This is a genomic window from uncultured Roseovarius sp., from assembly GCF_947489715.1.
In the GTDB taxonomy this organism is placed as follows: Bacteria; Pseudomonadota; Alphaproteobacteria; order Rhodobacterales; family Rhodobacteraceae; genus Roseovarius.
This window is the reverse complement of sequence record NZ_CANLER010000003.1, coordinates 132991-156361: the sequence shown is the minus strand read 5'-3', so window position 1 is coordinate 156361 and position 23371 is coordinate 132991. Positions and strand designations below refer to the sequence as shown.

Genomic DNA, 23371 nt, shown 5'->3' with positions numbered 1-23371 from the left:
GATTCTTCGAACCTTTTGCAGACATAACGCTCGCGTCGATTTTCAGGAATAGCTGTGATGCTGAGCTGTGCCAGACAGCGCATTGTTGAACGCATAAGTTATCCCTAAAAACAGAACCGCCCTCTCTCAGGAGGGCGGCTCCATTGAATTATTTTGGGCTGTAAATACTCAGGCGACGTCGAATTCCAGATGGCGGATCTGCTGGAACATGCCGGTTGCATCAAGCTTGGCAATTACATCGTCCGGCACATTGTCGTCGACATAAAGCAGGGCAATCGCCTCGCCTCCGGCGGCAGCACGGCCCAAGGTGAAGTTGGCGATGTTGACGCCGTTTTCACCCATTGTCTGTCCGAGCGTGCCGATGATGCCGGGCACGTCCTCATTCGTGGTGTAGAGCATGTGACGCCCGATTTCAGCGTCGATATTGATGCCCTTGATCTGAATAAACCGTGGTTTGCCATCACTGAAAACGGTCCCGCCGATGGACCGCTCTCGCTGATCCGTCACCACGGTCAGCTTGATGTAGCCCTCGAACGCGCCGGACTTGTCCTGCTTGGTGGTGCTGATCTTGACACCGCGTTCCTTGGCGATGACCGGGGCGGAGACCATGTTCACTTCGGGGTTCACCGATTTCATGATACCCGCCACCGCGGCAGAGGTCAGCGCGCCAAGGTTCATCTCACTCACGACACCGTCATAAAGGATGTTGATCGCCTTGATCGGCTCGTCCGTCATCTGGCCAATGAAGGCGCCCAGATGGTCGGCCAGCTTGATCCACGGCCCCATCACCTTGGCCTCTTCTGCTGTCACTGACGGCATGTTGAGCGCGTTGGTCACGGCACCGGTCAGAAGGTAATCCGACATCTGTTCGGCTACTTGCAGGGCGACGTTTTCCTGCGCTTCGGTGGTGGCCGCGCCCAGATGCGGCGTGCAGACCACGTTTGGCAGGTTGAAAAGCGGATTCTCGGTCGCGGGTTCGACGCTGAAAACATCAAAGGCCGCCCCGGCGACATGGCCGGATTTCAACAGATCGGCCAGAGCCACTTCGTCTACCAGACCGCCCCGGGCACAGTTGATGATGCGCACGCCTTTCTTGGTCTTCTCAAGGTTTTCGCGGCTCAGGATGTTGCGGGTCTGGTCGGTCAGGGGCACATGTAGGGTGATGAAATCGGCGCGCGTCAGCAATTCGTCCAGATCAACCTTTTCCACACCCATCTTGTTCGCCTTTTCCTCACTCAGGAACGGGTCATAGGCAATGACTTTCATCTTCAGGCCGCGCGCCCGGTCACAGACGATGCCGCCGATATTGCCCGCACCGATCACGCCCAGGGTTTTCGAAGTCAGTTCGACCCCCATGAACTTGGATTTCTCCCATTTGCCCGCATGAGTGCTGACGCTGGCCTCGGGCAGTTGCCGGGCCACGGCGAACATCATCGCGATCGCATGTTCGGCGGTGGTGATCATGTTGCCGAAAGGCGTGTTCATCACGATCACGCCTTTTTTCGACGCGGCATCCTTGTCGATATTGTCGGTGCCGATGCCGGCGCGGGCGATAACCTTGAGGTTATCGGCGGCCGCCAGAATCTTTTCGGTCACCTTGGTGGCCGAACGGATGGCGAGACCGTCATATTTCCCGATAACGGCGGCCAGTTTTTCCTTGTCCTTGCCAAGGTCAGGCTGGAAATCCACGTCGATGCCGCGGTCACGGAAGATCTGCACGGCGGTTTCGGAGAGTTTGTCGGAAACGAGTACTTTGGGGGCCATTTTGGGCTCCATTTCTGATGTCGGTATAACGTCGGTATTTTGTCGGTATAACGTCGGTGGATTATGCAGCCTCGGTGGTCTGCGCGATCTCAGCCTCGAACGCCCATTCGATCCAGGGCATCAGGGCAGCCACATCCGCGGTTTCCACAGTGCCGCCGCACCAGATGCGCAGACCCGGAGGCGCATCGCGGTAGGCGCCGATGTCATAGGCGACACCTTCGGCCTCCAACCGCTTGGCGATGGCCTTGGCGAATGCCGCCCCGTCCTTGATCCGGGCGTCGGTGAATTTCAGGCACACAGATGTGTTCGACAGCGTCGCCGGATCATGGGCCAGGAAATCGACCCAGTCATGCATCTCGACAAAATCCGCCACTGCCTTGGTGTTGGTATTGGCGCGACCCATCAGGCCCTGCAACCCGCCGACCGAGCGCGCCCAGTCAAGCGCCAGCAGATAATCCTCGACCGCCAGCATCGAGGGCGTGTTGATGGTGGCGCCCTCGAAGATCCCCTCGATCAGATTGCCACCCTTGGTCAGGCGGAAAATCTTGGGCAGGGGCCAGTCGGGGGTGTAGCTTTCCAGCCGCTCAACCGCGCGGGGGCTGAGGACGATCATGCCATGCGCGGCCTCGCCACCCAGCACTTTCTGCCAGCTGAAAGTGGTGACATCCAGCTTGTCCCAGGGCAGGTCCTGCGCAAAGGCCGCCGAGGTGGCATCGCAGATGGTCAGGCCCGCACGGTCCGGTTTGATCCAGTCGCCATTCGGCACGCGCACGCCCGAGGTGGTGCCGTTCCAGGTAAAGACGACATCATTGTCGGTATCTACGGTGGCCAGGTCGACGATCTCGCCATAATCGGCGGTCTTGACCTCGGCGTCGAGTTTCAACTGTTTGACCACATCCGTCACCCAGCCCGCGCCGAAGCTTTCCCAGGCCAGCATCTCGACCTTGCGGGCGCCCAGCAAGTTCCATATCGCCATTTCAACCGCGCCGGTATCCGAGGCGGGGACGATGCCGACGCGGTAGCCGGCGGGAATGCCCAGCACCTCGCGCGTCCCGTCGATCGCCGCTTTCAGGCGGGATTTGCCGACGGCGGCACGGTGGCTGCGGCCCAGTGGCGCATCGCTGAGTTGCGTGACATCGAATGTGGGGGGTTTGGCACAGGGGCCAGAGGAAAAACGCGCGTTATCCGGCCGCGCTGCCGGTTCGTTAATAGCCATTGCTGCTATCCTTCCAGATAAGCGCCCCTCGTTGGGGAGGGGTGTCCCACGGATCGGGATATTCCTGTGCAGGGCCTTTCGCAAGTGCAGAAATGGGGCTATAGCGCCGCTTGAATGATTAAATGCGACCTTCGCGACTACGATCGGAAACTTCTTTAGATGTTTGTCACTTCCATGATTGCGCCTGCGGGCATGCTGGACCCGTCGCTGGTGGAGAACCTGCGCAATGCCTGGGGCGGAGGTGAAGCGGTCTGGCTGTCACCGGACGAGGCGGCGGAATTTGCGGTTGACCAGATGCCCGCCAATCGCTGGGAGGTGTGGGAGACCTTGCAGGCGATGCAGGTCGATCTGGTGGTGCAGCCCGTCGATGGGCGGCGCAAGAAGATGCTGCTGGCGGATATGGACAGCACGATGATCCAGCAGGAATGCATTGATGAGCTGGCCGAAGAGGCGGGCGTGGGCGCGCATGTCAAGGACATCACCGCACGGGCGATGAATGGCGAGCTGGATTTCGAAGGCGCGCTGATCGAGCGGGTGAAACTGTTGCAAGGGCTGGATGAGGCCGTGATCGATCAGGTGATTGACGAGCGCATCACCTATATGCCGGGCGGTGACATTATGGTGGCGACGATGCGGGCGCAGGGCGCCTATGCGGCGCTGGTATCGGGCGGGTTCACGGCCTTTACCGCCAGCGTGGCGGCGCATCTGGGGTTTGACGAAAACCGCGCCAATACGCTGCTGACCAGTGGCGGCACGCTGACCGGCGACGTGGCGCGGCCCATTCTGGGGCGGCAGGCCAAGATCGAGGCGCTGGAGGAAATCACCACCCGGCTGGGGCTGTCTGAGGCTGACGTGGTCGCCGTGGGTGACGGTGCCAATGATCTGGGCATGCTGGGCCGGGCCGGGATGGGGGTGGCGCTGCATGCCAAGCCTTCGGTCGCGACCAAATGCGATATGCGGGTGAATTTCGGCGATCTGACCGCGCTTTTGTATTTGCAAGGTTACGGACGGGATGAGTTTGCCAACTGCTGACAGCACCTGGCACCAGCCTGTGCCGCGTGCCGAATTACGGCATGTCTCGGCTTGACCATGCCCCGGGGCGTCAGACAGGGTGTGTGCTGACACTTTCTTGATCACAGCGGAACAGGCGGCCCAATGCACGCAACTGCCCGGGATGGCAACAGGCTGGGACTGGCCATTGCCACCATCCTTTTTACGACGCTGGCGCTGTCGCTGGGTGATGCCGCGATCAAGGGGCAGGCGGCGCAATTCGGGTTGTGGCAGATTTTCCTGTTGCGGTCCCTGCTGGCGCTGCCAGTCTTTGCCCTGCTGGTCGCGGTTTTTGCGCGGGGTCAAAGCCTTTGGCCGAAAGCCCCGCTTTGGGTTGCGCTGCGTGTTGCGCTTCTGGTCGGCATGTGGGTGGCTTATTATGCCTCTCTGCCGCATCTGCAATTGTCGGTGGCGGCGGCGGCCTATTACACCTTGCCGATCTTTATGACGCTGTTTTCCGCGATCCTGCTGGGAGACCGGATAGGTGTGCAGGGCTGGGCGGCGGTGGCGCTTGGCTTTGCCGGGGTGCTGATCATCCTGCGGCCCGGCACCGAAGGGGTTACCCTTTACGTGATGCTGCCGTTGTTGTCTGCGGTGCTGTATGCGCTTGCGATGATCCTGACCCATACGAAATGCCGCGAGGAACATGCCCTTGTGCTGGCGTTGCATCTGAATGTCGGGTTCATTCTGACGGGTGGCGTCGCGAGCCTGGTGCTTTTTCTGTCGATCGCCGACCCGCAGGGCGGGTTTCTGATCCGGCCCTGGGCAGTCATGAGCATGGACGGCTGGCAGGTCATCGGACTGCTGACGCTATCCATTCTGGTGGGCAGCATTGGGGCGGCGATCGCCTATCAGAATGGCCCGCCCGCGGTCATTGGCATCTTCGATTTTGCCTATGTGGGGTTTGCCGTGCTGTGGGGCGTGATCCTGTTTCACGAAGTGCCGGATATCTATTCAGTGATCGGTATCGGCGCGATTGTTCTGGCCGGGCTTTTGGCAATCGGGTCGCGCCGGGGCTGAGGGAATGCCAGAAGGGTAAAGATTTCGCTTTCAGTTAATTAACAAATTTGTTAAATAATGTATATGAAAGATCTGCTGCAAAGTTTCGCTGCCCTGTCCGATTCCACACGGTTGGGCGTTGTCGAACGGCTGATGGCCGAGGGCGAGCTGTCGGCGGGTGATCTGGTCGCGGCGTCCGAGATGTCGGCGCCGGCGATGTCGCGGCATCTGAAGCTGCTGCGGCAGGCCGGGCTGGTCGAGCGGCGCATCGACGGGACGCGACGGCTTTATTCGGTGCGGCCTGATGCGCTGAAGGCGATTGCGGACTGGACGCTGGACCACCGCGCCTTCTGGCAGGCGGGGCTGGACCGGCTTGAGGCGCATCTGGCGCTGGAGGAAAAGGAATAAACATGGCCGATATTCAGATCACGCGCGAGTTTCAGGTCAGCCCCGAGCGGCTGTTCCGGGCGGTGACCGAACAGGCGGAAATCCTGAACTGGTGGGGGCATGACGGGATGACGATCCCGGCGCGCACGCTGGATTTCACGCGCCTGGGTCCGTGGTTTTCCGAGATGATCGGCAAGGACGGGACGCGTTACAAGCTGTCGGGACAGGTGACGCATGTGACGCCGCCCAGTTCGGTCGGGTTTACCTGGGGCTGGCACGATGCCGAGGATCAGCGCGGGGCGGAAAGCCATGTGACCTTTACCGTCGAGGCGACGGAACAGGGTGCGCGCCTGATCGTGGACCATCGTGAATTGCCGGGTGACGATGTGGCCGGGCGCCATGAGACCGGCTGGACAAGCGGTCCGCTGCCGCGGCTGGAACGCTATCTGGCGGGTTGAAGAATTTAACCAGAAGGGAGAAAGAAAATGCCGAAATTTGTCTTTGCATATCACGGGGGCGGCAAGCCCGAAACCGAAGAGGAAGGCGCCAAGGTGATGGCCGCCTGGCAGGCCTGGTTGGGTTGCATGGGTGATGGCTGCGTCGATATGGGCGCGCCCGTCGGCCTGTCGAAAACCGTTAGCGCCGAAGGCGTGGCAGATGATGGCGGATCGAACCCGCTGTCGGGCTATACGATTGTCGAAGCCGCAGATATCGATGCCGCGGTGGCCATGGCTAAGGGCTGCCCGATCCTTGACGGGGGCGCGGGCACGGTTGAGGTCGCGCCGATCATGGAGATGTGAGCACCCGTACCGGGTGCAAGAGCTTACCTGACCCCTCCTCCTGCCCTCCTCCCATGGGGGAGGAGGGAGCATTTGGCGAGTCTACCCGGAGCCAATGGTGTTGCGTTTTCTGGCAGGCCGTTCAGGCGGCAAGCTGCGTCCGGGTCTTGCCGATCATCAGTGCTGCGCGGGCGGCCTCGCGGCCCTTCTCGACGAAATGCGTGCGGAAGATCGCGGTGTGATGGTCGGTTTCCTGATAGTGATGCGGGGTGAGCGAGACTGACAGGACCGGCACGTCGGCATCAAGGCTGGCGCGCATCAGCCCGTCGACCACGGCCTGCGCCACGAAGTCATGCCGGTAGATGCCGCCATCGACCACGAACGCGGCCGCCGCAATGGCGGCATAGCGACCGGTTTGCGCGAGATCGCGCGCCAGTAGCGGCATCTCAAACGCGCCCGGGACGTCGAACACGTCGATTTGGGCCATTGGAATCAGCTCGGCAAAGCCGTCCAGTGCACGATCAACGATCTCTGAATGCCAGTTGGCCTTGATGAAGGCGTAGCGGGGAAGTGTCATTTCGCAGTCTCCTTTTCCTTTTGACACGTTCACCCAGAGCATCAAACGAAAGGAGGACGGGCCGGGGCCCGCTTGCCTTCGCTCTCTTTCATCCGGACTGTGACCGTCGGCTCTGGATTCGCACCAGATCTGCTTGTCACCCTGACCGAAAGCCAAGGCCGCTCGCGGGCTTCGGGGACACGCCCCGTTACCGCCGGTGGGGAATTTCACCCCGCCCTGAGAACAATTGTCATTTTGCGGAAAAGTCGCGCATGCACAAGCGGCCAATGCGTCAGAAGGGCGCTTGAAAACGGCGAAAACCCGGGGGCGCGCAAGGCGCCCCCGGGCAAGGCTGTTCAACCCGGTTTACGAGGCGTCGGGCAGAACGCCTGCATCGCGCGCAGCTGAGATCTCGTCATCTGCGAGGGCACCATCGGCGTTGGTGTCGATCTGCTCGAACGTGCCTTCAGCAGCGTCGGGATTGGCTGCGGCGAATTCTTCGGCGGAGACGAGGCCATCACCGTCTGCGTCCATGGCATCCGATGCCAGTGCGGCAGCAGGCAGTGTCAGGGCAATCGCGAAGGTTGCGGCTGTAAGTTCTTTCAACATGAATTCATTCCCTTTTTTGGTGTCATGTTCATGAGGGGCTTAGCTGCCCTCGGAATTGAACATGGGCAGTGTGACGGGGAATGTCCCGACCTGCTGAGAGGGCCGGGAAAAACCGTGCAGAAACAGGCCGAAACGGTGCCGTTACCTAGGCGCAACGCTGCCACATGACGTGGTTAATTTCTGATCGGCGGGACGGTGCGCATGACGGGTGGCCATTTTGGCGGAATTTAGCCTAAAATACCCGCTTAGGTTGATATGCGAAGGGTCGCCGGACCCTCAGAGCAGTGACTCGGCTGGTTTGATGACGCCCGTATTGATTCCCCGACGGTTCAGAATCGGGGCATTCATGAAGCGGCGCGCGGCGGGATGGTCGGCCTCCAGCACACCCAAACGCACCAGAAGGGCGGCAATTGTGCAATTGGCGGCACGTGTGGCGCCATCGGTGATCTTGAGCGCGATGCCCAGTTTGCGGTTGGGCAGGATGGCGGTGAAATAACCTTCGGCGCCGGTCTTCAGGGCGACAGGCTCGGTCGTGGCGCGCATCAGTTCGGTGCAGGCGCGCCGTTCACCGGCCACGAGATCGGGATGGTCCACCATTGCCTGCCACAGGCGTGTCGCCGCGCGGTGACGCAGGTCCGTACCGTTTGCGGCGGCGGCGAACCCGGCCATTGCGCGGGCCATGCCGTGCATCGTGCAGGCGTGGTTTGGGGCCGAGCAACCGTCGATGCCGAAACCGGCGCTGTTTTCCCGGGTGGTGTCTTCGAAGGCTTCAAGGCAGGCCTTTTGCACCGGGTGATCGGGATCAATATATTCCGGCCCGCCGCCAAGATGTTTCGAGAGGGTCAGGAAGCCCGCATGTTTGCCCGAGCAGTTATTGTGCATCTGACAGGGTTTGGTGTCCGTCCGGATCAGGTGGTTGAAGGCGGGTCTGTCCTTGGGCATCTGCGGTCCGCAGCGGAAATCGTCGTCGCCAAGGCCCAGATTGCCCAGCCAGGCCGTGACTGGGTCTGTGTGGATCGCGGCCCCGTTATGGGACGCACAGGCCAGAGCAAGCTGGATGTCGGTGAGGCCGAAAGCCTCGGCCGCGCCACTTTCGATCAGGGGCAGGGCCTGGATCATCTTGGCCGAACTGCGCGGCATGACGATGGCATCCGGATCGCCCCAGGCGTCGACGATCTGGCCAGTGTCGTCGCAGATCACCGCGTGGCCGGTATGGATGCATTCCTCGAAGGGGCCGCGCCAGATTTCGGTCAGGGGGGCGGGGTTGGACATGGCGCGCTCCGGTACTGCGGCGGAGACGTGCAAATTTCCGCCAATTGCGTCTTTCATATCTCGCCTGTTTCAGGCTATTGTTGCAATGTCGAGTAAGATCAGGCCGTTCACAATAAGAAATCCGACGAGGGATGCACACGGCCCACGAAATTGAGGCAAAGGTCAGCTTGGAGGCTGGACAAATGGTATCACGATTACTTCGCGGCATGGGATGCGCAGTTCTTGCGCTGGTTGCAACCGATGTTTGGGCGCAAGAGGAAAGCACCAATCAGGTAGCAGCCAAGACCGCATGGAGCGTTTTTGAAGATAAAGATCCACGCGAATGCTGGGCTGTTTCCGCCCCAACCGAGACGGTGAACACCAAGGATGGTCGCGTGGTGGCCGTACGCCGGGGTGACATCCTGTTGATGACCTTTTTCCGACCCGATGCCGGGGTCAGAGGGCAGGTGACGTTTACGGGGGGCTATCCCTTTGCCGGTGGGTCAACTGTGAACGTGAATATTGGTGGCAACGAGTTTGAGATGTTTACCGAGGGCGAGTGGGCATGGCCTGCCAGCACGGCGGACGATGCCAAGATCATCGCGGCACTCAAACGGGGTGCGTCGGCGGTTCTGACGGCGCGTTCAGGGCGCGGCACGATCACCAAGGATACGTTTTCATTGTCGGGCTTTACCGCTGCAGTGGAAGAGGCTGACAAGCGCTGCCAATAGACATCGGACGTTTTACCATCTGTGACCTTCGGGGTGGCAGGTGACTTTGGCGTTTCCGGTGTAAATCGGTAATGGAAATCTGAGCAAACAGTCTCTCTCGGGAAACCTGCCTCTGCCAGCTTTGTGGTCTTGGATCATGTGCGCGTGTTGTCTGTAACAACTGCGGCCAACATGGGCGCCTGTCTATGTCCGAGCGGCACGTATCAGAGCATCGAAGATTCGCTGCTGCGTTTCGTCTGTCGCTGCGGACACCTCGGGGTGCCACTGAACACCCAGAAAGAAAGAATGGTCGGGCCGTTCAAGCGCCTCGATAATGCTGTCGGGTGCGGTGGCTGACACCCGCAGCCCTGGCGCAACCTCGTTCACGGCTTGATGGTGACCTGAGAAAGGGCTTGCCTGGTCGGTTTGCATCGCTGTGTGCAGGCGGGTGTCCGGTTTGATGGCAACCGGCTGTTCGGTCCAGCCGCCACCGGGCCCGCGGTGGATGTCCTGGTCGCGGATGTCGGGGATATGCGGATGAAGGGTGCCGCCAAGAGCCACGTTCAGAACCTGCATGCCGCGACAGATGAAGAGGCAGGGAGTTTCGCCTTGGGTGCTGAGCGCCCGAACAAGTGCGAATTCATAGGCGTCCCGATCAGGCGAGAAGGGCAACAGATCAGGGTGATCGGGGGTGCCGCCGTATCGCGTCGGGTCGATATCTGCGCCGCCGGAAAAGACGAACCCATCCAGCCTCTCGATCAGATCAGCGATTGCATTTTCACCGGGGGGCAGCAGCACCGGAATGCCACCCGCGCGGCGGACCGCTTCGGCATAAGGAGTGGGCGAGGCGTAGTGCGTATCAAAGAGCGGGTTGTCGACGCGCTTGTCCGCCCGCCCATAGGTCGTAATGCCGATGATCGGGCATTTGGCATGGCCGGTCAGCGCCATGTCGGATGGAAGCGACCTGCGGGTGAGAGGGTGAAAAGCTCGCAGCCGTCCGATGTGACGCCAATCGAGTGTTCAAATTGTGCCGACAGTGATTTGTCACGGGTCACCGCTGTCCAGTCATCGGCCAGCACCTTGGTTTCGGGGCGGCCCAGATTGACCATCGGTTCGATTGTAAAGAACATGCCCTCTTCGAGGACCGGACCGGTGCCAGCGCGCCCGTAATGGAGCACGTTGGGCGGCGAGTGAAAGACCCGTCCCAGACCGTGACCACAGAAATCGCGTACGACCGACATGCGCTGCGCCTCGACATAGGTCTGAATCGCGTTGCCGATATCGCCAAAGGTGTTGCCGGGTTTGACCGCCTCGATTCCTTTGAAGAGCGAATCATGCGTGACCTGAATCAGACGTTCTGCCTTGCGGCTGAGTTTGCCGGCGACATACATCCGCGAGGTATCGCCGAACCAACCATCAACAACGACGGTTACGTCGATATTCAGGATGTCGCCATCCTTGAGTTTCTTGTCGCTCGGGATGCCGTGGCAGACCACGTGGTTCACACTGATACAGCTGGCATGCTGGTAGCCTTTGTAGCCAATCGTGGCCGACGTCGCCCCGGCGGCATTGACCTTGTTTTCGATCAGACTGTCCAGCTCGCCGGTGGTCTGGCCAACGAAAACATGATCGGCAACCTCATCGAGAATGCGTGCCGCGAGTTCCCCGGCCTTGTGCATACCGGCAAAATCCGCAGCCTCGTGGATGCGGATACCGTCGCGTGTCGTTTTCCCCCGGTGTTTATCTTTCACGGGTTTGCCCTTCGTCGTCATGTTTCCAGCCTATTTAGGCAAGTTTTCGGGAAAGGGCCAGAGGGGCTGATCGTTCGCCGCAACGTCGTGGGTAACGCCTGAAGCGCGACATTTTGTACATTCACAAATTTGAATATTGCGCAAGCTTCAAACGTCTGACATTTAATTGTCTGACATTTAAAATTAGAGCGGAGAGCGTCCATGACCAGCGAAATTGATGCCATTCTAGCACATGCTCGACAGCATTGCGTTGAAGAGATCACCCCGAACGTTGAGGCGTGGAACGAAGCGGGTATCTGGCCCCGATCCGCATCCGACAAAGCCGCGGATCTGGGCCTTACGGGGCTTTATGCGCCCAAAGAATTTAGCGGGCAGGGCCTGCCGTTGGGAGAGGGTATTCGTGTCTACGAAGAACTGGGAAAGGGCGATGGCGCCTATGCCTTTGCGCTATCGATGCATAATATCTGCACGTTTGCCGGGTGCGGTTATGGTACCGAGCCATTCAAGGAAAAATGGGCGCGCGAGCTAACCTCGGGCCGTAAACTGGCGAATTTCGCCCTGACGGAGCCGCAGTCGGGATCCGATGCCACCAATATGTACAGCCGCGCGGTGATCAATGGCGACGGTACGTGGACGATCAACGGCGCAAAGGCCTGGGTCAGTCTGGCGGGCGAAGCGGACATCTATTTCACGGTGGTGAAAACCAGCGATCAACCCGGCCATAAAGACATGGCCATGATTGCCATTCCGGCGGATGCCGACGGGCTGAGCTTTGGGCCGCGCTATCAGACACCTTCCTACAGCTTCCTGCCGCTTGGCGAGATGTACATGAACGATGTCGTCGTCAGTGAAGACAATATCATCTTGCCTGTTGGCCAGGGACTTCAAGGCTCGTTGATGGCGATTGATATCGCGCGGGTGTCGATCGCATCGGGTTGTTGCGGTCTGATGCAGGCCGCGTTGGATACAGCACTGGCCTATTCGGCCAATCGCAAGATGTTCGGGGGCAAGAATATTGACCTGGACGGTATCCAGTGGATGCTTGGAGATGTGGCTACCGAACTGGAGGCGTCCCGGTTGCTCTATCGCGCCGCAGCCAATGCTCTGGGCACGGATCAAGGCCCCCTGATGGCAGCGCATGCCAAGCGATTTGTGCCGGATGCAGCGGTAAAGGCTGCGAATACCTGCACGCAGGTGTTGGGTGGCATGGGGTTGTTGAAGCCTTATGGCATGGACCGTCTGTCGCGCCTCAGCCAAATGTTGCGTATCGTCGATGGTACGACCGAGATCAGTCGCGTGGTCATTGGCCGCAACCTGATGAAACGGGCTGCCAGCCTGCCTGTGCCCCCAATCCCGAAGGGTTTTGGCGAGGCGTGATATCTACGTCAGCGGCAATGGCTGGCGGAGCGCGATGCCAGCCGGAGTGATCGAGGTGTCATAGGCGATGCACTCCACGCCCGCCGCCTGTGCCTTTTTGAACGCGGCGGCATAGACAGGATCAATATCCGCCGCGATGCTGACCGATGAGCAATCGGTGCGCTGGACCAGATAGAACAGGATGGCGCGATGGCCCTGACGGGTCATCTCGGCCAGCTCCCCGACATGCTTGGTGCCCCGCGCAGTCACGCTGTCGGGGAACTCGGCCAAGCCCGATTGGCGTGACAGGGTGACGGATTTGACCTCGACATAGGCGTCGGGCAGGCCCGGTTGCTGCAAAAGAAAGTCGATGCGGCTGTTGGTTCCGTATTTCTGTTCCGGCCTCACGGTTTCGTACTGCGCAAGTTCCGGAACAGCGCGCGCCATGATCGTGGCCCTGAGCGCACGATTGGGCAGTGAGGTGTCGACTCCGGTGAAATGGCCGTTTTCATGATCGACCAGCCGCCAGCCGTATTTCAGTTTCTTCTTGGGGTCGTCATTGGGTTCGACCCAGATCTTGATGCCGGGCTCTTTCAGCCCCATCATCGACCCGGGGTTGGCGCAATGGGCCGTTACCTCGTGCCCATCCTCAAGTCGGATGTCGGCCAGAAAGCGTTTGTAGCGGCGGATCAGGCGGGCGGGCACAAGAGGTGTTTGAAAGCGCATGAATGCAGGCCTATACCGGGGACACGACCCATTCAAGGAAGCCTTTCATGCCAAATCCTACTGCCGCGATGCTTGTGATCGGTGACGAAATCCTGTCGGGCCGGACCCGCGATGCCAATATGCACCATTTGGCGCAGCGGCTGACCGGGGCGGGGATCGACCTGCGGGAGGTGCGCATGATCAGCGATGACGGTGACGCCATCGTGGCGGCGGTGCAAGCGCTGAGCAGGGCCTATGACACGGTGTTCACCTCGGGCGGGATCGGGCCCACCCATGACGATATCACCGCCGATAACGTGGCCCGTGCCTTTGGTGTGCATATCGACGTGCGCGATGATGCTCGCGCCCTGTTGGCGGCGCATTACGCGCGCGTCGGGCACGAGCTGAACGCCGCACGGCTGCGCATGGCGCGCATACCCGACGGGGCCACGCTAATTGATAATCCGGTCAGCATAGCCCCGGGGTTTACCATCGAAAACGTGCATGTGATGGCAGGTGTTCCGGCGGTGTTCGAGGCGATGGTGGCCAGCGTGTTACCGACCCTGACCGGGGGGCAGCCGCTGGTGTCCGAGACGCTTGAAATCCGCCGGGGCGAAGGCGATATCGCCGGGCCATTGGCGGAGCTGGCGGGGCGGTATCCGGAGCTGTCCATCGGCTCTTACCCGTTTCAGCGCGATGGGATGTTCGGGGCCAACATCGTGATCCGGGGCAGTGATAGCGCGCGGGTCGGTGCCGCGATTGCAGAGTTGCAGGCGGCATTTCCAGTATGATGCCCGGCGTGCAACATCTCTATTCGGTGATCGAGGGTACCTGGCCACCGGCTGACAAGCGTGAGGTCGGCCCGTGGACGATCCGTGATGGGCAGGGCGGTGGTCAAAGAGTTTCGGCAGCGACGGCCAACACATCGGTGTCGCTGCATGATCTGCCCGAGGCTGAAACCGCGATGCGCAGGTTGAGCCAGCCGCAATTGTTCATGATCCGGGATGGCGATGCCGAGGTCGATGCGGTGTTGGAGGCGGCGGGCTATCCCATTGTCGATCCGGTCAATATCTACGTATCCCCGCTGGCCGAACTCACAACCGAACGCCCGCCCCGCGTCACCACCTTTGCCATCTGGGAGCCGCTGGAGATCATGCGGGATATCTGGACCAAAGGTGGTATTGGGCCCGGCCGGGTCAATGTGATGACGCGTGCCAATGGACCAAAGACTGGTCTTTTCGGGCGTTCGAACAACCGCCCCGCCGCTGCTGGTTTTGTCGCCATCCATGACCGGATCGCGATGGTACATGCACTTGAAGTGCTGGAGCGACATCGCCGCGAGGGCATGGGGCGCCACATGATGCGCGAGGCCGCTTTCTGGGCTGCCGATCAGGGGGCCACGCATATGTCGGTGATTTGCACGCAGGCAAATACCTCGGCCAATGCTCTCTATTCTTCCCTCGGGCTGACGCTTGTGGGACAGTATCATTATCGCCACAAAGGATAATTTCGATGAGCCATTCCGACCAACCCACCGCCCTTGACCTGCCGATGGTAGATCCGCTGCCCGACGCCACGCAAAAATATTTCGATATCTGTCAGGAAAAGCTGGGCATGGTGCCCAATGTGCTGAAGGCGCATGCGTTTGACGTCGACAAGCTGAGTGCTTTCACCGCACTTTATAACGATCTGATGCTGGCCGATAGCGGCCTCAGCAAGTTGGAGCGCGAGATGATCGCTGTCGTGGTTAGCTCGATCAATCGCTGCTGGTATTGTCTGGTGGCACATGGCGCGGCGGTGCGGCAGCTCTCGGGCGATCCGGCCTTGGGTGAGGCGATGGTGATGAACTACCGCGTGGCCCCATTGGATGCGCGTCAGCGGGCGATGCTGGATTTTGCCGCCAAGGTGACAAAGGAAAGCGCTGCCGTCGAAGAAGCGGATCGTGCCGCCCTGCGTGCGGTTGGTTTCAACGATCGCGATATCTGGGACATTGCCAACGTGACCGGCTTTTTTAACATGTCGAACCGCGTCGCCAGTGCCACGGGAATGGTGCCCAACGCGGATTACCACGCACAGGCGCGTTGAGCGTGAGGCGGCTGTTGCCGATAGCATTGGCGATGTGCCTTGCGGTGATGGGGCAGGCGCACGCGCTTGAGCTTCAATTACCCGGCAACGCGATCCAGACCGGTGAAGCTGTGCGCGATCCCGACAGTTATCTGCTGCCAGTGGCCCCGTTTGAAAACGGTAATGTGCCGGTGATCGAGGTCGAAGGTCGTGTGTCGCAACAGACGTGGCGTATCGCGCAAACCGGCCTGACGACGTTGCAGATGATCCGCCCGCTGCGCGATCAGCTTGTTCAGGCCGGATATGAGATCATTCTGGATTGTGGCGGACAGCAATGCGGGGGGTTCGATTTCCGCTTCAACACCCGCGTGTCGCCCGCGCCGGAAATGTATGTCGATCTTTTCGATTTCCGGTTTCTGTCGGCACGTATGCCGGGATCAGGTGCAAGCGACATGAAAAACGTCGTATCGGTCATTTGCAGTCAGGCAGATGATGCCGGATATGTGCAGATTATCCAGGTTACGGCCGAACCCGGTGCGGCTACGCCCGCGGTCAGAGTGGATGATCCGGCCCCCATAAAGACAGAGAATGATCCTGTGCCCGTGATCAGGTCACTGACCGAACAGGGCCATGTCATTTTGGAAGATCTGGATTTTGCGACCGGATCGTCGACTTTGGGGCCGGGGCCGCACGCCTCGCTCGTGGCATTGGCCGAATATCTTCTGGCAGATGGGAAACGGCGTATCGCGCTGGTGGGGCATACCGATCGCATGGGATCGCTTGAAAGTAACGTCGCTCTGTCGCGCAGGCGAGCGACGTCGGTCATGGACCGGTTGGTGGCTGACCACGGTGTCCGGCGCGTGCAACTGGAAGCCAACGGGGTGGGTTATCTGTCGCCCATCGCGCCAAACACCACGCGTGAGGGTCGCGAGGCCAACCGACGCGTTGAGGCGGTCTTGCTGAACGATAAATAGCCCCGAATCCTTTGGCATCGTCAGATAATTCCTATATGGAGGCGCATCTGACACCCAAGAAGCTGCAATGCCATGACTGATAACATCGCCCCGATCACGCAAGACGTGCTGACGATCCCCCGGAAACTGCCCGAGGGGTCGATCAACCTTGTGGGCCTGACCCGCGACGCATTGCGTGACCTGCTGATCGAAAACGGTACGCCGGAGAGGCAGGCGAAAATGCGTGTTGGGCAGATCTGGCAATGGATCTATCAATGGGGCGTGCGCGATTTTCACGAGATGACCAACCTGTCCAAGGTCTATCGCGCCGAGCTTGCCGAAAAGTTCGTGATCGAAATCCCCGAGATGGTCGACAAGCAGGTCAGTACCGATGGCACGCGCAAATATCTGGTGCGGATCGCTGGCGGGCATGAGGTTGAGGTTGTCTATATCCCGGAGGAAAGTCGCGGGACTTTGTGTATCTCCTCGCAGGTCGGGTGCACGCTGACCTGTTCGTTTTGCCATACCGGCACGCAGAAACTTGTGCGCAACCTGACGGCGGGTGAAATCGTCGGGCAGATCATGATGGCGCGCGACGATTTGGACGAATGGCCAGAACCCGGGACGCGCAAGGACGAAACACGGCTTTTGTCGAACATCGTGCTGATGGGTATGGGCGAGCCGCTGTATAACTTCGAAAACGTGCGTGACGCGATGAAGATCGCGATGGATGGTGAGGGCATTTCGCTGAGCCGTCGGCGGATCACGCTCAGCACCTCGGGTGTGGTGCCGGAGATTGCGAAGACTGCCAATGAAATCGGCTGTTTGCTGGCGGTGAGTTTTCACGCCACCACCGACGCCGTGCGCGATAAGCTGGTGCCAATCAACAAGAAGTGGAATATCGAAACGCTGCTGGGTGCGCTTCGCGACTACCCGCGCCTGTCGAATTCCGAGCGCATTACCTTTGAATATGTGATGCTGAAAGACGTGAATGACAGCGACGAAGATGCGCGCCGTCTGGTGCGGCTGATCAAGGGTATTCCGGCCAAGATCAACCTGATACCGTTCAACGAATGGCCCGGCGCCCCGCATGAGCGCAGCGACTGGGAACGGATCGAGAAATTCGCCGATATCATCTATAAGGCCGGGTATGCCAGCCCGATCCGTACGCCGCGTGGCGAGGACATCATGGCGGCCTGCGGACAGTTGAAATCTGCGACTGAACGGGCCCGCAAAACCCGGGCGCAGATCGAGGCCGAAACCCGCGCTTGAGACCATGTCGCATTTGGGCGAGACCAGGTGGGAATCGCCGGTAGCCTGAGGGCATGACCAAGAGAGAACATGTGTGCGGCCACACTGATGTGCCGTTGTCCGAGGTTCTGGCGGCGCTCAAGGCGTCAGGTGCGGAAGATTTTGAGACGGCGCACCCGATTCCGGCGGCGGTAAACCATTCAATGGCATTCCACGCCCATGAGCGTGAGAGAGTATTCCTTGACGACTGGATATGTATCGGACGCGCTGATGAGATGGCGGCACCGGGTGATTATCTGACACATCAGGTTGCGGGTGTTCCGGTGCTGATCGTGCGTCAGAATGACAATAGTCTGGAAAGTTTCGTCAACGCCTGCGCCCATCGTTTTGCCTGCGTCGTGTCCGAGAGAAAAGGCAATGCCAGACGCTTTGTCTGCCCCTATCACGCCTGGACCTATGATCTGTCCGGGGCGCTGATCCGCGCGCCTTACATGGAGATGAAAGAGGGGTTCGACGTTTCGGATCATCGTTTGCGCCGAATCCATACGGAGGTCTGGGAGGGGTTCGTCTATGTCAGCCTGGCCACACATCCCAAGGATTTGCACGAGGTTTTGGAGCCGTTTCGGGCCAATGTGGTCGGGCGCTATGACATGAGCTGCTATCGCACGGTGATGCGCGAGACGATGGTCTGGGACGCGAACTGGAAAAACCTGATCGAGAATTTCACCGAAAGCTATCATGTGCCAATGGCGCACAAGAAGACTTTCGCCAAGCACAAGAAGCCGTTGGAGGAGTATATCTGCGGCGAGGACAGCCTGCATTACGGCTACCACCGGGCCTCGCAACAGGCAGAAACCGGCAAAGGCGCGGCCCACCCTAAGAATAGCCGGTTGGATGGGGAATGGCGGCGAATGATGGTGGATTTCTGCATCTTCCCCTGCCACCTGGTGACGGTGATGCCGGATTTCCTATGGTACATCTCGGTCCAGCCGGATGGGGTCGGTCGGTTCACGGCAACCTGGGGCGTGGCGATCCCGCCCGAGGTGTTGGAGGATGTCGTGCCAGAAGAATACGACCGCTGGCTGAATGACCTGCGTGACTACATGAATGTTGCGAATGACGAGGACAAGTTGCTGGTTGAGGCGCTTTTCAAGGGCACGTCGTCAACACTGTTACCCAAGGGCACGCTGCATCCGATCGAACGCAACCTGTGGCAGTTTACCCGCTATCTTGCCGGAAAATGCTGCCCAATGGATCATATCTGAATTAAGGCAAATGCCTCGAATTTTTCCCAAGCGCGCCCTTTTCTGAGACGATTATTGCCATTGGGGTTAATTACCCCTGTTGCAATTGATGTCTGTTGAAAGGCTGCTGAAATGGAAATTCTGAACCGGGAAGCCAAGGCGAAAATTCGCAATCTGGTGATGCGTGAACGCGATATGGCGATATCCGAACGCGAGTGGAAACATCGCCTGCGGGGGTATGGCTATGCGATTCTGGATACTGAAGAGGGGCGCTTTGTCACCTCGGTCTTGCGGGGCGCACCGCTGTGCAGTCTTCCAGGTCAGGCAGCTCACTGAAACGCTGTTAAATTGAGCGCGTTGCATGCGCGCTTGATCTTTCGGCGCCCGCAGTTTGCGCGCTCGCCGCGGGCCGTGCGGGGCCGATGTGGTGGCAAAACTGATTGTTTTGCGTTGCGGCGGGTGCCGTTTAATCCCTGACCGAAATGTTGTCGATCAGTCGAACCCCGGCCAACCAAGCGGCCGCCAGAAGACGGGCAGGGCGCGTGGGTGTGTCGAGCAGTTCAAGATCGTCATTCGCCCGCACTTCCAGATATTCGACCTTGGTAAAGCCCGCATTCTCGATGCGTCTGATGGCGGCATCCTGAAGCTCTGAAAAGGGTGTTCCTTTCGCAATTTCTTCGGCAATACGCTCCATCTCTTCGTTCAGCGCCGGGGCTTTGACACGTGCGCGGTCCGACAGAAGCAGGTTACGTGAGGACATGGCCAAGCCGTCGATTTCGCGGATCGTCGTGCAGCCATGCACTGTGATCGGGATGTCCAGATCTCGGGCCATCCGGCGCACGATCTGCAATTGTTGAAAATCCTTTTCACCGAAATAAGCATCATTCGCCGAGGTCTGCAGGAAAAGCTTGGCCACCACAGTGGCGACGCCGTCGAAATGGCCCGGGCGGTGTGTACCGCAAAGCACATCGGTCAGGCCAGAGACGGTAACCGTACTGGCGAATCCATCTGGGTACATTTCTGGGCCATCTGGGACGTAGAGTATGTCGATGTTGAAGCGTTCAAGTTTCCGGGCATCGTCATGTTCCGTGCGTGGGTAGTTTTCTAGATCATCCGGGTTGTTGAATTGCATCGGGTTGACGAAGATCGTGACAATTACCCGATCACAGTCTTTCTTTGCCGCGTCGACCAGCGACAGGTGCCCGTCATGAAGCGCGCCCATGGTGGGCACAACGCCGATGCGTTCTCCGGCAGCCTGCCATTTTGCTGTCTCGGCCCGCAATTCGCCAAGTGTGCGCAAGATTGGGGCGGTCATTTCCGGCTGGCCTTGCTGGGGGCTTGATCGGCAAAGGTATGCTCCGGTGCAGGAAAGCTGCGATCACGCACCTCGGCGGCAAAGGCCGCGATTGCCTGTTCTCCAGCCTCGCCCAATTTGCCGTAGCGTTTTACAAATTTCGGTTTGAAGGCGGTGAAGAGACCCAGCATATCGTCCACTACCAGAATTTGACCGTCACATCCGGCGGATGCGCCGATTCCGATCGTAGGAATGGGAATTTCGCTGGTGATCCTGTCGGCCAAATTGGCAGGCACTTTCTCTAACACAACGGAAAACGCGCCTGCGTCACTGATGGCTTTGGCATCTGCCAGCAAGGAATCGGCCGCATCGTCGCGGCCTTGTACCTTGTAGCCGCCCAACGTGTTGATTGATTGGGGCGTCAGCCCGATATGAGCCATCACCGGAACGCCGCGGGCGACCAGAAATGCGATGGTTTCGGCCATATGCCTCCCGCCCTCAAGCTTGACAGCGACGGCACCGGTTTCGCGCATCAGCGTGGCGGCATTGGCAAAAGCCTGTTCAGGGCTTTCCTCGTAACTGCCAAATGGCATGTCGATGACCAGCATGGCGCGTTCAAGACCCCGCGCGACGGCCTGTCCGTGCAGGATCATCATTTCCATCGTCACGCCGAGGGTCGAGGGCAGCCCGTGTAGCACCATGCCGACACTGTCGCCGACCAGAACGAAATCGCAATGCGCGTCCATCATCCGCGCCATTGGTGTTGTATAGGCGGTGAGGCTGACAATCGGCGTCCCACCCTTCATGGCCCTGATGTCATCGGGCAATGGGGCGGATTTCTGGGCTGTGGCGCTCATTTTTATGTCCAGTTTATGCTGCGTTGCAGCAAATCCTATCAAGTCTGTGTGGGAAATTCCACTGTTCTGTTGACCTTAGAGTTCTTGATTGCGAGAGAGTTTCGGGGAAGAGTTGCAAATATGGCCGGAAGCTCACCCGGCTGGATACGGAGACATGCGATGAAATTGCTTTGCGCATGCGCATTTACCGGAATATTCGGGTTGAATGCCGCCTTTGCGCAGGCAAATGAGGGTATTGTCGTGGGTATGCAGGTCGAGCCGCCGCATCTTGATCCGACAAGTGCGGCCTCTGGTGCGATTGATCAGGTTCTTTATGCGAACGTGTTTGAGGGCCTCACCCGGTTCGCACAAGATGGGTCTGTGGTTCCTGGACTGGCGGAAACATGGACAATCTCGGCCAGTGGGACGCAGTATATTTTCAAGCTTCAGGAAGGCGTGACCTTCCATGATGGCACCGAGATGGATGCCAAGGATGTCAAATTTTCCCTCGACAGGGCGCGAGACGAGACCAGCCAGAACGCCAATAAGGATATTTTTGAGGGTATCGAGGCCGTTGATGTTATCGGCCCATCACTGGTCAAGGTGACGCTGAAAGAAGCTGATGGCAGCTTTCTGTTTAAAATGGCCTGGGGCGATGCAGTGATCGTAGCCCCGGAAAGTATCGGCGAGATCAAACAGAAACCGGTTGGTACCGGTGCATTCAAGTTCAGTGACTGGATGCAAGGTGAGCAGATTTTGTTGGAGCGCTATTCTGACTACTGGGGGGTGCCGGCCAACTTGGACCAGGCGGTGTTCAAGTTCGTCAGAGATCCATTTGCGGCGCAGACAGCGCTGATGGCGCAGGATGTGGATGTGTTCCCGGCCTATCCCGAGCAGAACGACCTGTCGCCGTTCGAGGCGGATCAGCGCTTTCAGGTTCTGGTGGGCAGCACCGAAGGTGAAACGATCCTGTCGATCAACAACAAGGCGGAACCGTTTGATGATATCCGGGTTCGACGTGCAGTGGCCCACGCGATTGATCGCCAGGCGTTGATTGACGGTGCAATGGCAGGCCTCGGAATACCCATCGGTTCTCATTTTGCGCCACATCATCCGGCCTATGTCGATCTGACAGGAAATTCGACATATGACCCAGCCTTGGCGATCCAGCTTTTGACAGAGGCGGGCTTCGAGGAGGGGTTTTCTACGACTTTGAAACTGCCACCGCCGGTTTACGCACGGCAGGGGGGGGAAATCATCGCCGACCAGCTGCGCGCCGTCGGAATCGAAGTTGAGATCATCCCTTTGGATTGGGCCGAGTGGTTAGAAGAAGTGTTTAACGGCAAGGTTTTCGATCTGACCATCGTCAATCACCCCGAGCCTTTCGATATCGGGATATATGCGCGCGCAGACTACTATTTTCAGTATGATGGCGTAGCATTTCGGGCAGTTATGGCGGAACTGAACACCGAAACGAATCCTGCCCGCCGGATCGAATGGCTGCGCGCAGCGCAGCAGTTATTGTCCGAGGATTACGTCAACGCCTATCTCTTCCAGCTGGCCACGGTGACGGTCGCCGACGCCCGTCTGAAAGGGCTTTGGACCAATGCGCCGACGCAGGCTACCGACCTGACAGGGGTCTATTGGAAAGAATAAGCGGTTCAGGCTGTAAGGCGAAGAGGCTTGCCGTTTCATGCTTGCCTGCAAAGTCGGCAGTAACAGGCTTTTCATCCAGGTCAAAAACACTACACATAAAGCTGTAGGGCAATTCTGTTTTGCCCGCTGGGGCGGATCAAGAAGGAAAAAGCGTGCGGATCTTCCCAATTATTTCAGCATTCTGTCTGATCGCCATTATCGCGCTTGGCACCGCTCAGGCGCAGGAGACGACCGTTCGAAAGTCGGATGTTGTACGTCTTTTGGGGGAGCTACCCAATTTATCCCCGATACGTGAGGATATGGAAGCCCTTGGTTTTCGTGGTGAAAAGCTTGAAATGGCGGTGGATCAGATCACGCGGATGCTAAGGGATCCCGTGATTGCCAACAACATTGCCGATCGCGTGATTGCAGCCCGGGACCCATCGGTCCAGTCCGTAGAATCCGGTGGTTTGTTCTGGCCGTTGGTGGACCGGGGGCTGGGGCATCTGACAGCACGCGATATTCGCTATTTTTACCTTGTCGAACAAACGATGCTGAAGGCTTTGCCGCACCGGCTTTGCGGGCTGACGGTCAAGGAAAGGTTGCCCGCCGAGCGATTGGCAAAGGCAACCGGCAGCATTGCTGCCCGCTTGAACACGCCCGCTTTGAGAGAATATTACCGCATTCAGTTCAGGGCGGCGCAGCTTGGTGCCACGCGGGATGTCGCCAGGTTGAGTATGCGGGATGAGGCGCGGATCATCGTCAAGATCAACGAGGCCCTTGGCAGAACATTGGCAGATCGGGATGATGCCAAGGCGTTGATGCGGGCCTACGAAGATCTGAGGCGGGTCAGCAATCGCCGTGCCTGCATCGCGGGACGGGTCTTCATGGATGCGGTGTTGTCGATGGAGGGGCGCGATTTGCATCATGCCCTGATCCTGTTGAGCACGCCTTAGGAGGT

General features: G+C 59.1%; 26 protein-coding genes and 1 riboswitch. Of the genes, 16 read left to right on the top strand and 10 right to left on the bottom strand.

Annotation, left to right across the window (positions count from 1 at the left end):
- Positions 1-168: 168 nt before the first annotated feature.
- Together serA and Q1B27_RS10345 are read right to left on the bottom strand one after the other, a co-directional pair.
- Entirely contained in the window at positions 169-1764 is a 1596-nt protein-coding gene (gene serA / locus Q1B27_RS10350) for a phosphoglycerate dehydrogenase (protein ID WP_299847174.1), read from the bottom strand.
- 61 nt (positions 1765-1825) lie between these two features.
- A complete protein-coding gene (locus tag Q1B27_RS10345) occupies positions 1826-2980 on the bottom strand; it encodes a phosphoserine transaminase (protein ID WP_299847172.1) in 1155 nt (384 codons plus the stop codon).
- 159 nt (positions 2981-3139) lie between these two features.
- Between Q1B27_RS10345 and serB the strand changes: the two genes are divergently transcribed.
- From serB to Q1B27_RS10320, 5 genes are all read left to right on the top strand, one after another.
- On the top strand, positions 3140-4012 hold the full coding sequence (serB, locus tag Q1B27_RS10340; RefSeq protein WP_299847170.1) for a phosphoserine phosphatase SerB: 873 nt from the start codon (positions 3140-3142) through the stop codon (positions 4010-4012).
- A 123-nt stretch (positions 4013-4135) separates the two neighbouring features.
- On the top strand, positions 4136-5050 hold the full coding sequence (locus Q1B27_RS10335; RefSeq protein ID WP_299847168.1) for a DMT family transporter: 915 nt from the start codon (positions 4136-4138) through the stop codon (positions 5048-5050).
- A 63-nt stretch (positions 5051-5113) separates the two neighbouring features.
- Positions 5114-5437: a helix-turn-helix transcriptional regulator gene (locus Q1B27_RS10330; protein WP_299847166.1), complete on the top strand. Its 324-nt coding sequence runs from the start codon at positions 5114-5116 to the stop codon at positions 5435-5437.
- Between the two features lie 2 nt (positions 5438-5439).
- Positions 5440-5874, top strand: a complete 435-nt coding sequence (locus tag Q1B27_RS10325) for an SRPBCC domain-containing protein (RefSeq protein ID WP_299847164.1) — start codon at positions 5440-5442, stop codon at positions 5872-5874.
- A gap of 27 nt (positions 5875-5901) precedes the next feature.
- A complete protein-coding gene (locus Q1B27_RS10320; RefSeq protein ID WP_299847162.1) occupies positions 5902-6216 on the top strand; it encodes a YciI family protein in 315 nt (104 codons plus the stop codon).
- A gap of 121 nt (positions 6217-6337) precedes the next feature.
- On the opposite strand, the gene Q1B27_RS10315 is transcribed toward Q1B27_RS10320, so the two are convergent.
- From Q1B27_RS10315 to Q1B27_RS10305, 3 genes are all read right to left on the bottom strand, one after another.
- Entirely contained in the window at positions 6338-6772 is a 435-nt protein-coding gene (locus Q1B27_RS10315) for a 6,7-dimethyl-8-ribityllumazine synthase (RefSeq protein WP_299847160.1), read from the bottom strand.
- Positions 6773-6848: 76 nt separating this feature from the next.
- Positions 6849-7000, bottom strand: a riboswitch (FMN riboswitch).
- Between the two features lie 117 nt (positions 7001-7117).
- Positions 7118-7360, bottom strand: coding sequence for an EF-hand domain-containing protein (locus tag Q1B27_RS10310; protein ID WP_299847158.1), 243 nt, complete (start codon positions 7358-7360; stop codon positions 7118-7120).
- A 276-nt stretch (positions 7361-7636) separates the two neighbouring features.
- The gene (locus tag Q1B27_RS10305; protein ID WP_299847156.1) at positions 7637-8632 is read right to left on the bottom strand and encodes an asparaginase; all 996 of its coding nucleotides are present in this window, start codon (positions 8630-8632) and stop codon (positions 7637-7639) included.
- A gap of 206 nt (positions 8633-8838) precedes the next feature.
- On the opposite strand from Q1B27_RS10305, the gene Q1B27_RS10300 reads away from it, so the two are divergent.
- The gene (locus Q1B27_RS10300; RefSeq protein WP_299847670.1) at positions 8839-9342 is read left to right on the top strand and encodes an invasion associated locus B family protein; all 504 of its coding nucleotides are present in this window, start codon (positions 8839-8841) and stop codon (positions 9340-9342) included.
- 183 nt (positions 9343-9525) lie between these two features.
- Here Q1B27_RS10300 and Q1B27_RS10295 read toward each other — a convergent pair whose 3' ends face one another.
- The gene (locus Q1B27_RS10295; RefSeq protein WP_299847155.1) at positions 9526-10269 is read right to left on the bottom strand and encodes a gamma-glutamyl-gamma-aminobutyrate hydrolase family protein; all 744 of its coding nucleotides are present in this window, start codon (positions 10267-10269) and stop codon (positions 9526-9528) included.
- Entirely contained in the window at positions 10260-11072 is an 813-nt protein-coding gene (gene map, locus Q1B27_RS10290; protein WP_299847154.1) for a type I methionyl aminopeptidase, read from the bottom strand. Before map ends, Q1B27_RS10295 begins: the two co-directional genes overlap by 10 nt.
- A 201-nt stretch (positions 11073-11273) precedes the next feature.
- On the opposite strand from map, the gene Q1B27_RS10285 reads away from it, so the two are divergent.
- Positions 11274-12449 (top strand): acyl-CoA dehydrogenase family protein, encoded by a 1176-nt coding sequence (locus Q1B27_RS10285; protein WP_299847153.1) that lies wholly within the window; start codon positions 11274-11276, stop codon positions 12447-12449.
- Positions 12450-12452: 3 nt separating this feature from the next.
- On the opposite strand, the gene sfsA is transcribed toward Q1B27_RS10285, so the two are convergent.
- Positions 12453-13154, bottom strand: a complete 702-nt coding sequence (gene sfsA / locus Q1B27_RS10280; protein WP_299847152.1) for a DNA/RNA nuclease SfsA — start codon at positions 13152-13154, stop codon at positions 12453-12455.
- Positions 13155-13201: 47 nt separating this feature from the next.
- On the opposite strand from sfsA, the gene Q1B27_RS10275 reads away from it, so the two are divergent.
- The 7 genes from Q1B27_RS10275 (at position 13202) to Q1B27_RS10245 (ending at position 18981) form a co-directional block, all read left to right on the top strand.
- The gene (locus Q1B27_RS10275; protein WP_299847150.1) at positions 13202-13924 is read left to right on the top strand and encodes a molybdopterin-binding protein; all 723 of its coding nucleotides are present in this window, start codon (positions 13202-13204) and stop codon (positions 13922-13924) included.
- Positions 13924-14640 carry an N-acetyltransferase gene (locus Q1B27_RS10270; RefSeq protein ID WP_299847668.1) on the top strand — a complete coding sequence of 239 codons (717 nt, stop codon included), beginning with the start codon at positions 13924-13926 and terminating at the stop codon, positions 14638-14640. The genes Q1B27_RS10275 and Q1B27_RS10270 overlap by 1 nt, the downstream gene beginning before the upstream one ends.
- 5 nt (positions 14641-14645) lie before the next feature.
- Entirely contained in the window at positions 14646-15218 is a 573-nt protein-coding gene (locus Q1B27_RS10265; protein WP_299847148.1) for a peroxidase-related enzyme, read from the top strand.
- A gap of 14 nt (positions 15219-15232) precedes the next feature.
- On the top strand, positions 15233-16171 hold the full coding sequence (locus Q1B27_RS10260) for an OmpA family protein (RefSeq protein WP_299847146.1): 939 nt from the start codon (positions 15233-15235) through the stop codon (positions 16169-16171).
- 72 nt (positions 16172-16243) lie between these two features.
- Positions 16244-17422 carry a 23S rRNA (adenine(2503)-C(2))-methyltransferase RlmN gene (gene rlmN / locus Q1B27_RS10255; protein ID WP_299847144.1) on the top strand — a complete coding sequence of 393 codons (1179 nt, stop codon included), beginning with the start codon at positions 16244-16246 and terminating at the stop codon, positions 17420-17422.
- A gap of 53 nt (positions 17423-17475) precedes the next feature.
- Complete coding sequence (locus tag Q1B27_RS10250) at positions 17476-18666, top strand: SRPBCC family protein (protein WP_299847142.1); 1191 nt, start codon at positions 17476-17478, stop codon at positions 18664-18666.
- Positions 18667-18777: 111 nt separating this feature from the next.
- The gene (locus Q1B27_RS10245; RefSeq protein WP_299847140.1) at positions 18778-18981 is read left to right on the top strand and encodes a hypothetical protein; all 204 of its coding nucleotides are present in this window, start codon (positions 18778-18780) and stop codon (positions 18979-18981) included.
- A gap of 130 nt (positions 18982-19111) precedes the next feature.
- Here Q1B27_RS10245 and panC read toward each other — a convergent pair whose 3' ends face one another.
- Both panC and panB read right to left on the bottom strand, forming a co-directional pair.
- Entirely contained in the window at positions 19112-19960 is an 849-nt protein-coding gene (gene panC / locus Q1B27_RS10240) for a pantoate--beta-alanine ligase (RefSeq protein WP_299847139.1), read from the bottom strand.
- Positions 19957-20796 carry a 3-methyl-2-oxobutanoate hydroxymethyltransferase gene (panB, locus tag Q1B27_RS10235; protein WP_299847137.1) on the bottom strand — a complete coding sequence of 280 codons (840 nt, stop codon included), beginning with the start codon at positions 20794-20796 and terminating at the stop codon, positions 19957-19959. The genes panC and panB overlap by 4 nt, the downstream gene beginning before the upstream one ends.
- Positions 20797-20955: 159 nt before the next feature.
- On the opposite strand from panB, the gene Q1B27_RS10230 reads away from it, so the two are divergent.
- A complete protein-coding gene (locus Q1B27_RS10230; protein ID WP_299847135.1) occupies positions 20956-22431 on the top strand; it encodes an ABC transporter substrate-binding protein in 1476 nt (491 codons plus the stop codon).
- A gap of 152 nt (positions 22432-22583) precedes the next feature.
- Positions 22584-23366, top strand: a complete 783-nt coding sequence (locus Q1B27_RS10225) for a hypothetical protein (protein WP_299847133.1) — start codon at positions 22584-22586, stop codon at positions 23364-23366.
- Positions 23367-23371 lie beyond the last annotated feature (5 nt).